Source organism: Rhizobacter sp. P1_G5 (genome assembly GCF_056405435.1).
Map to the genome: position 1 here is coordinate 1 of NZ_JBFUCB010000223.1, position 8,785 is coordinate 8,785.

Annotated in this window: 9 protein-coding genes; 1 reads left to right on the forward strand and 8 read right to left on the reverse strand. The window is 64.1% G+C overall.

What is annotated here, in order from left to right; translation table 11 throughout:
* The 6 genes from AC1D12_RS16540 to AC1D12_RS16565 all read right to left on the reverse strand — a co-directional run.
* A partial coding sequence (locus AC1D12_RS16540) for an epoxide hydrolase family protein (protein ID WP_477841595.1) occupies positions 1 to 1,184 on the reverse strand: 1,184 nt, incomplete at its 3' end.
* A 9-nt stretch (positions 1,185 to 1,193) separates the two neighbouring features.
* Positions 1,194 to 1,574, reverse strand: coding sequence for a nuclear transport factor 2 family protein (locus AC1D12_RS16545; RefSeq protein WP_073468919.1), 381 nt, complete (start codon positions 1,572 to 1,574; stop codon positions 1,194 to 1,196).
* A 71-nt stretch (positions 1,575 to 1,645) separates the two neighbouring features.
* Entirely contained in the window at positions 1,646 to 2,683 is a 1,038-nt protein-coding gene (locus AC1D12_RS16550) for an SDR family oxidoreductase (RefSeq protein ID WP_477841597.1), read from the reverse strand.
* Positions 2,684 to 2,697: 14 nt separating this feature from the next.
* Positions 2,698 to 3,291: a TetR/AcrR family transcriptional regulator gene (locus AC1D12_RS16555; RefSeq protein ID WP_073468920.1), complete on the reverse strand. Its 594-nt coding sequence runs from the start codon at positions 3,289 to 3,291 to the stop codon at positions 2,698 to 2,700.
* A gap of 284 nt (positions 3,292 to 3,575) precedes the next feature.
* Positions 3,576 to 3,956, reverse strand: coding sequence for a nuclear transport factor 2 family protein (locus AC1D12_RS16560; protein ID WP_477841599.1), 381 nt, complete (start codon positions 3,954 to 3,956; stop codon positions 3,576 to 3,578).
* 41 nt (positions 3,957 to 3,997) lie between these two features.
* Entirely contained in the window at positions 3,998 to 4,762 is a 765-nt protein-coding gene (locus AC1D12_RS16565) for an SDR family oxidoreductase (protein WP_477841601.1), read from the reverse strand.
* Positions 4,763 to 4,890: 128 nt separating this feature from the next.
* On the opposite strand from AC1D12_RS16565, the gene AC1D12_RS16570 reads away from it, so the two are divergent.
* Complete coding sequence (locus AC1D12_RS16570; RefSeq protein WP_477841603.1) at positions 4,891 to 5,832, forward strand: LysR family transcriptional regulator; 942 nt, start codon at positions 4,891 to 4,893, stop codon at positions 5,830 to 5,832.
* Positions 5,833 to 6,324: 492 nt separating this feature from the next.
* Here the strand turns inward: AC1D12_RS16570 and AC1D12_RS16575 are convergent, their stop codons facing one another.
* Positions 6,325 to 7,281: an HNH endonuclease family protein gene (locus AC1D12_RS16575; protein ID WP_477841605.1), complete on the reverse strand. Its 957-nt coding sequence runs from the start codon at positions 7,279 to 7,281 to the stop codon at positions 6,325 to 6,327.
* Positions 7,278 to 8,785 (reverse strand): AAA family ATPase (locus AC1D12_RS16580; RefSeq protein ID WP_477841607.1); only part of this gene is annotated, 1,508 nt, incomplete at its 5' end. The genes AC1D12_RS16575 and AC1D12_RS16580, both read right to left, overlap by 4 nt.

Below are 8,785 nucleotides of genomic sequence, written 5' to 3' on the forward strand. Positions count from 1 at the left end.
GGCCAGTGCGCCTCCGCCCACGATTTCGGCGTCGTGAAGATCTCCTTAGGAAACATGGTGGCCGCCATCGGCAGGTCGATGACACMGGCGTTGAAATTGGCGGAGCCCTTGCGCGTGTTTTCCCAGTAAAAGCGTGCGGACGAGGCCGCCGTGTCGGTGAACCAGTAGACGGAGATGTCGTCGAGCATCTCGTCCATCGTTAGTACCTTGTCGACGCTGCCGGGATTGTCCGTCCACGCCTGAAACTTCTCGTAGATCCAGAGGGCCAAGCCGCCCGGCGAGTCTGCCAGCGGGTAGCCGATGGTCTGCGGGCGGGTCGCCTGCTCCCTGAAGTAGCCGGCCCAGTCGCCCGTGAACTGCGCGGCACGATCCATGGCGTATCGCTCGTCCGCTGTCGGGTCCACCGGCAGCTTGTCCGGGAAGACGAAGGCCCAGTTCACGTGCGCGGCCACCAACCCCTCGGGCTTGACATGGCCGAGCGCGTGGGTCACACCGGATCCCCAGTCGCCGCCTTGGGCAACCCAGCGGGCATAGCCCAGGCGCTTCATCAGGACACCCCAGGCCTTTGCCGTGCGGACGACGTCCCAGCCCGTATCGGTGGGCTTGCCCGACCATCCGAACCCCGGGAGGCTGGGAATGATGACGTCGAACGCATCTTCAATACGGCCGCCGTACGCAGTCGGGTCCGTCAGGGGGCCAATCACCTTGAGAAATTCGACCACCGAGCCCGGCCAGCCGTGGCTCATGATGACGGGCAGCGCGCCCGGATGCTTCGACTTCACATGGATGAAGTGGATGTCGAGGTCGTCAATGCGCGTCCTGAACTGCGGGTAGCCGTTGATCTGGCGCTCGAACCTTCGCCAGTCGTACTTGTCGTGCCAGTAATTGATCACCTGCTTCGCGGTGTCCAGGGGCACGCCTTGCGACCAATCGGAAACCGTTTCACGCTCGGGCCAACGCATCATGGCCAAACGGCGCTTCAGGTCGTCAATGTCGGTTTGTGGCACGGCGACCCGAAATGGCCTGATCGCTTCTTGCGCAGCGGCACTCTGGCCGGCGAACTCGGTCGCCTGGGCCAGAAAGCTCGTTGTAAACGCAGCAGCCGAGGCACCGCGCGCGATGCCGAGAACCGCATCGCGGCGTGAAATTCTTTCGGCGGACAGCCTTTTCAAGAGATCGGACATGATGGGCCCTCAATCCTTCTTGAATGCGGCGGCAGCTGCTGCGGTGTCGAGTGCTTCGCGCAGCAGCTTGATCCTGCCGTTCTCCGCGATCAACACGCCGGCATAGGTCTGGCGGTACACCTTGCCGGTGTCGGGCACCAACGCTTCGACCGAATACTCAGCGAATGCCTTGTCGGGCGTGTCGATGAACGACTTGAATTCCTTGAACCTGAAATCAGGCACACGCTTCAGTAGGCCGGTCAGGAGTCCTTCGACTCCGACAGGTCCGGTGACATGCACCTTGATCGTCGGAAGTTCCAGTACGCCATCGTCGGCGAAGAGCGCACCGGCGGCGGCGGGGTTCCGTGCGTTGTCGGTATAGGCTTTGAGGAGGTCGAGTGCAGTTTTCATGGTGAGGTCGCGTTCAGGTGGATCGAAGGTCGTGGACGGAGTCCGGTAGTTGGGTTGCGGAGTACGGAGGCTCAGGGCGGTGGGCTGATGGCCACGAGCCCCCTGGACAGCAGGCTCTGCGCCGCAGAGGCCACGGCGTCTTCGCTGCTGCGTGGTGCCCAGTCCAGCAGTTGGCGGGCCTTCCGGTTCGAGATGTGCTTGTCCTTGCCCAACTCTGGGAGAACCTGCCTGAGCTCCGGCTTGAAGAGCGCGGCGACGCGCACCAACCAGTCGGGAAGCTCCCTGGTGGGCGCCTTGGCCGCGACGTCGCCGAAGCGCTCGCGGAGCATGGCAGCGACCTGGAGCATCGACACGCAGTCGCCGGCCGAAGCGAGAAAGCGCTCGCCGGACGCCTTTGGGTGAGTCATGGCCCGGATGTGGAGGTCTGCGACGTCGCGGACATCCACTACGCCGAAACACACCTTGGGGCAAGCGCTGACCCGGCCCTCGAGCATGTGCTTGACCATGGAGATCGACGACGAGTAGTCGGCCCCGAGAACGGGGCCGAAGATTCCCACWGGATTGATCACCGTCAACTCCATGCCCTTCCCTTCGGTAGTGACAAAGTTCCAGGCCGCCTTTTCGGCCAAGGTCTTGGACTTGACGTAGGCGCTGGAACTCGCATCGAGGTGAGTCCAGGACGTCTCGTCGAGGGCTTGGGCGGCACGCCCGTGGCCGTAGCCGATCGCGGCGAAGGAAGATGTGAGGACGACCCGCTTCACTCCGGCGTTTCGTGCGGCGGTCAGCACGCGCAGAGTGCCCTCGCGGGCGGGGACGACAAGGTCGTCTTCATGCTCCGGTGCGGCGGGCGGGAAGGGGGAGGCGACGTGGAGGACGACCTCGCAGTCCTTGACCGCATCGGCCCAGCCTTCGTCCCGTTGCAGGTCGGCCATCGCGAAGCCCAGTCGATCATCGGCATGGTGCCTGCCTTGACCCACCATGGAGCGAACGAGTGCCCGCCGGCTTTCCGAGCGCACGGTCGTACGCACTTCGTGCCCGCTCTGGAGGAGTTGCTCGATGCAGTGGCTACCGAGGAAGCCGGAGCCGCCAGTGACGAGAATCTTGCCCATGCCCATCGGCTCCCTCACTTCTTCACGTGACAGCAGACTCGAACACAGAGCCGAAGGCGCTCTGAGAATTCGCGCGGAGAGGGCGAACCCTCCTTCCAGGTGAGGCCGCAGAGGAACAGCACCTGCGCCACCTCTTTTGCCGAGCGGTTCGCACCGGACGTCGTGAATTCAGGCGACGCGGCCAGCGCTCCGGCGATGCGCTTCATGAACGCGCCCTTAACCTCCTCGACCGCGGCAGGAGACAGCTGATCGCCCGTCACGATGACGTCGAACGACGCGGGACTGAACGTGGCCAGGTGCCTTCCGAACCAGGCATCCAGCGCCGCCGTCAGGCGGTCGACCAGCGACAGGTCGGTCCGGCCGAGCGCCTTGTCCACCAGGGCCATGCAGTCGTCGAGGTACTTCTGCATCGCGGCGAGGAAGACCTCGTTCTTCCCCGCGAAATGCAGGTAGAGACCCTGCTTGGAGATGTCGGCGGCAGCGGCCAGATCTTCGATCGAGGTCTTCCGGTATCCGTGCCGCCCGAACTCCTTGACGGCGGCGTCGAGGATCGAGTTCCTCCGGGCCTCCGCCGCCGACTGAGGTGCTTCGCTTGATTTGCTTGCCATTTACCAAGTGTACTAAAACGATCAATCTGGTCAACAATACGGTCGGCATCTTCGGGTCGGCACTCGGTCCCGATGCCTCGTCTTCCATCGCCAAGCGCCTGCTGGAGGGAACCATGCCGGGCTTGCCGCATATCTCGCTTGGCATCGTGGATGTCCGCGACGTGGTTGGTATCCGCGGCCGAATGAAGACCTCGTGTCGACGGCGGAGAGCCTGCTGCGGCTCGGCCCGATCTCTCGCTGAAAGGCCGGGCCGAGCGCTTGACGGCGCCAGCTCGGCTGCACGTTCAATCCTTGCTGAACGCGCGCGCAGCAGCCGCGGTGTCAAGTGCCTCGCGCAGCAACTTGATCTTGCCGCCCTCCGCGATGAGCACGCCGGCATAGGTCTGCCGGTACATCTTGCCGGTGTCGACCACCATCGCCTCGACCGAGTATTCGCCGAAGACCTTGTCGGGCGTGTCGATCCAGACCCTAAAGTCCTTGAAGCGGAAGTCGGGTACCTTGGCCAGCAGGCCAGAGAGCAGGGCCTCGACGGCCGCGGGGCCGCGGGCATGCGCCTGGACCGTCGGCAGTTCAAGGACGCCGTCGTCCGCAAAGAGCGCCGCGGCGGCGGCAGGAGTGCGGACGTTGTCTTGATAAGCCTGAAGCAGTTCGAGTGCGGTTGTCATGAGACTTTCCTTGACAGGTGAGGGGCTCGTCGATGGGCAGTTCAGACCTGCGCCATGCCACCATCGGCGAACAGTTCGATGCCGGTGATGAACGACGAATCGTCGGATGCGAGGAACAGCGCCGCCCTGGCGACGTCGTCAGGCTGTCCGATGTGGCCGATCGGCACCTGTGCGGTCAGGTAGTCGAGCAGGCCCTGCTGCTGCGCGGCCTCGGGCCCTGCGAGCTCGACCAGGCCGGGCGTGTGGATCGGCCCTGGCGACAGCGTGTTGATGCGAATTGCACGGCCCTTCAAGTCCAGAACCCAGCTGCGGGCGAGGTTGCGCACTGCGGCCTTGGTCGCGCTGTAAATGCTGAAGTTGGCAGTGCCCTTCACGCTGGTCGTCGAGCCGGCCAGAATGACGGAGGCGCCGCGTGTTGCCTTCTCCAGCAAAGGCAACGCCTTCTGCACCGTGAACACGACGCCCTTCACATTGCGTTCGAAGGTCTGGTCGAAATGCTCTTCGGTGATTGCGCCCAGCGGCAGCATCTCGCCCCCGCCTGCGTTCGCGTACAGCACGTCAACGCGGCCATGTTGTGTCCGCACCAGGTCGTAGAGCTTGTCCAGTTCGCCCAGCTTCGTCGAGTCGGCTCGCACGCCCTGGGCGTTCTGCCCGATGGCGGCGACGGCCGCATCCAGCTCGGCCTGACGCCGTCCCGTGATGTAGACGAACGCGCCTTCGGACGCGAAGTTCTTGGCGGCTGCCAGACCGATGCCGGTGGTGCCGCCGGTGATGACGGCAACCTTGCCGGTGAGTTTGTTTCCCATGCCGTGCTCCTGAGTTGAGAGGGTGAGCGAAGCTTACGAATGTCATGGGGAGGAATAAAGATGAGGATTTGCACTTCTTATTTCATGTGCTTGAATAATGGGGGCGAAACAACTCTACGGCCCAAGCCATGGACCAACTGCTGGCGCTGCGCGTCTTCGTGCGGATCGCCGAATCCGGCGCTTTCTCGCGCGCCGCCGATACCATGAACATTCCACGACCCACGGTGACCAAGCTTGTCCAGGATCTGGAGCGTCACCTGGGAACAAAGCTTCTGCATCGGACCACGCGACGCGTCAGCGTGACGCCGGAGGGCGCGGCCTACTACGAGCGGGCCGCTCGACTGATCGGCGAACTCGAAGAGATGGACGAAAGCGCCTCGCGCACGCGCGCCCAGCCGCGTGGGCGCATCCGGGTTGACGTCGGCTCGGTCGTTGCCAACATGATCCTCATCCCCGCGCTGCCGGGTTTCCGCGCGCGCTACCCGGATCTGCATGTCGATCTCGGCGTCAGCGATCGTCCGATCGACCTCGTTGGCGAAGGCGTGGACTGCGCGATTCGGGGCGGGCCGTTGCCGGACACGTCGCTTGTGGCGCGACGCATCGCCGACATGGATTGGGTGACCTGCGCAAGCCCGGTCTACCTGAAGGCGCGCGGCGTTCCAAAGCACCCTTCCGAACTGATGTCCCGGCCGGCGCAGGACGCCGGCAAGCGTCGCGTTCCCGGCCACGCCGTCGCCGGCTATTTCTCGTCGCTCACCGGGCGGGCGTTCCCGCTCGAATTCCACAGCGCGGGCGAGGAGATATTGGTGCACGGCCAAGTGGAGGTGGCCGTCAACGAGAGCACCGCGCATTTGAGCGCTCTACTGGCCGGCGTGGGAATCGGACAGGCATTCAAGTTCATGGCCGCGCCGCACCTCGAGAACGGCCGTTTGATCCGCCTGCTCGACGACTGGACGCGCCCGCGCCAGCCCTTCCACGTGCTGTACGCGAGCAACCGGCACCTGAGTGCCAAGATCCGGCTGTTCGTGGACTGGATGGCCGAAGTGTTCGCGCCATTCGACGATCGGTAGGCCTCGAAGGACAGGGCTCGAGGAAGCGGCAGCACCTGTTCGACCATCTGCGGCCTGGCTTGCCTGGGCTGTTCGCGGAAGCCGTGCCGGCTTTTCAGCGGCTTGTTCGAATCCGCGGCCGGCTGCCATGGGTCGAGAGCGCCTGTTCGCCGGTACGGGTAGCCGACATTCGATCGACGCTGTGCCGGGGACTTCCTGAAGTATGGCTTGAATGGCCGCTGCGCGCTCCGCACCGGACGTTGGTGTCGCCGGCATGGGCTCAACTCAGTGGCTGGTTTGTGGCCAGCAGCGTGACCCCGATCCCTGGCAGCCAATGACAGCACCCGCTGCATAGCGGTCTCCTGGCGTGGGTGACTGCGTCAGACTGGCTGCCGGGTGCGGCGCCGAGCGAGCTGGAATCGCATTGCGGCCGCGTGGGATCTTGTGTGTTCATTCGTCGTCCCTCGAGGGGGCCGGCGGCCGCCGGCGGTGGTGCATCTGCAGGCGCCGCGGCTATGGCAGAAGTAGTTGGAGGTTGAAGCCGGCCTGGGTGATGTCTGCGAACGCGCCGGTGGCCAAATTGCGTCGCACGTTGTCGCGCAGCAAGCCCAAGTACTGCTGGCCGTCGGCGAACATCAAGCAGATGCCGTCCATCTGGAGCTTGATCTGGCCGAGCTTTGCGCTTCGGGTCGCCGCCGGCGTGTTGCCGTCCATCGCGTTGAGTTCGACGGCCAGCGACTTCAGCAACTGCAGCTTGAGCGTCAGGTCGTTGAGGAGTCGCTTGCGGTTCTCGACCAGCGCCTTGCGCTGCAGGGCGTAGACGATGATGGACATCTCGGCCTTTGCATCGCCTGCCACCGTCGGCTTTACCAGGCCGTCGTCATCGTAGGTGAGGTGGTTCTCCGGATAGTCGATGCACGGGTTGAGCAGGAGTCGGTGCTGCTCCTCGCTGGCAACATCGGCCGTGTGGAGCCGCACCCGCCGTGCCTCGTTAGACAGCGGGAACTGGCTGTGCTTGCCCAGGCTGACCCCCTTCGGCTGTCCCGGCACGGTGTGCTTTCTTGCGCGGTTGCAGTCCAAGCAAGAAACCAGCAGATTGGTCCAGTCGCCAGCCAGCCAGAAATACCCGGGAATGACGGCCGGCTGGCCAGGGTTCTCCACCTCCGACTTCGGACGGWAGTGCTCGACGTCTTTGGGCATGACATGCGCAAAACGGCTCTCGCAGTAGGCGCACTTCCCGTCGAAGATGCGATCCAGCTCTCGCGCGATGCCCTTGTCCTTGTAGACCTTGAAGCCGAAGGACTTCTTGTTGAGCTTCTTGTTGTTGGCGTAGTTGTTCTTGTCCGTGAAGAAGCCGATGGCAAGGCCCAGCTCGCTGGCCGCCCGCGTTTCCGGTCCGTTGGGGCCGTCGCGTTCCGTCGTGTAGACCGGCAGCTTTGGGGTGGCCGCGCTCTTCTCGATGCGGATCACGAACGCCTCAGTACGGAGGAGACAGACTCGTTCCACAGGCGCGCGATCTCGCTGCTGGCTTCCTCCTTCATCGCCGGCATCGCAAGGTTCCCGGCGGCGCGATGGCGTGCGACGACGCGATCGACCGCCTCGAACATCAGCTGCTCCCGCACCGTGTCCCCGACGTACCTGCGCTGCGGAAGTTCGCCCTGGAATTGTGCCAGTTGGGTCTCCTGCTCAGGGCTGCGGGTCGGCAGCGCCAGGAGGGCGTAGTACTGGTCGAATTTCCTCTCGGTCTCGGGGTCCACCGTGCTGCTCAGCCCGAAGAACTCCGAGGTAAGCAGCTGATCCACGCGGAAGTCGGCCGGGGATGGCAGGTCGGTGACGGCCTCGATGTGCCGGTGGGCGCCGCGTTTCATGACGACGACCTCGCCTTCGCCCAAGCCCCGCAGGCATAGCGGGTCGTGGGTAGTCGCGATGAACTGCATGCCGGGGAAGGCCTTGCGGAGACTCGTGACGATGCGCATCTTCCACGTGGGATGCAGGTGCGCGCCGATCTCGTCCAGGAGGACGATGCCTTCGGCGCTGCGTGACGTCCCCCAGAGTCGGATGGCGACCTCCAGGATGTCGATGGTCATCGCGACCACCGACTGGAAGCCGTCGCTCAGCCGCTTGATCGGAGCCTTGTCGCCGTTCATGTCGACAACGACCCGTCCCTTCGGACGCAGGAGCATCACCTCTGTGTCGATGGACAGGAGATCCTTCAACGCGAGTGCCACCTCGTCGAAGAAGTCCTTCTCCACGGTCGCGAGCCAGGCGTCCGCATCGAACAGCGGGAGGAACGCATCAAACAGGTTGTCGATGCGGGCGTAGGTCTGGCCATACTTCTTTGCGTTGCCTCGGGGCAGCAGGCGCGTTGCGCCATAGCCCAGCAGCACGAACTGGACGTTCTTCGCCTCTTCGTCGCCGGAGACGCTCACCGTTCCGCTCTTGTTCACGACGACCTTGGCGGACTTGTCCAAGGGACGCTTGAAGGTGGCGCCGTCCGGCGTCACGATCATCTCGTGGGGTTCGACAAAGCCCGTCAACTTCACCGTAACGATGGCCTTGCGCCCTCGCGCATCCGCATTGATGAGGTCTTCGGAGGCAACCCGCTTGTCGCGCACCAGGGACGCGAAGGACTCGGCGCCGCCGAGGCAGAGTGCGATCGCCTGAAGGATTGAACTCTTTCCGACGCTGTTCTCGCCGAGCAGCATCAACCACCCGCCGCCGCTTCCGACAGAGACCAGATCGAGGTCTACGCGGCGAATGCCCTTGAAGTTCTGGACCGAGATGCGTTCGATGTCGCGCCTCTGGGACTTCGACGTTTCCTTTCCCTCTTCGGTTGCCAACGTGTACGACGACTGGGCCTGCTCGAACTTCTGAAACTCCTTCTTCGCCAGCGTTCGTCTGGCCTTGCTGACAGCCGGGCGGCTTGTGTCCCATCCGAACTGGCGCACGGTAGTTTCCTGGGCCTGCAGCATGC

Coding starts and splice junctions, on each gene's coding strand:
- AC1D12_RS16545 (WP_073468919.1), bottom strand. CDS start 1,574: ATGAAAACTGCACTCGACCTCCTCAAAGCCTATACCGACAACGCACGG.
- AC1D12_RS16555 (WP_073468920.1), bottom strand. CDS start 3,291: ATGGCAAGCAAATCAAGCGAAGCACCTCAGTCGGCGGCGGAGGCCCGG.
- AC1D12_RS16560 (WP_477841599.1), bottom strand. CDS start 3,956: ATGACAACCGCACTCGAACTGCTTCAGGCTTATCAAGACAACGTCCGC.
- AC1D12_RS16565 (WP_477841601.1), bottom strand. CDS start 4,762: ATGGGAAACAAACTCACCGGCAAGGTTGCCGTCATCACCGGCGGCACC.
- AC1D12_RS16570 (WP_477841603.1), top strand. CDS start 4,891: ATGGACCAACTGCTGGCGCTGCGCGTCTTCGTGCGGATCGCCGAATCC.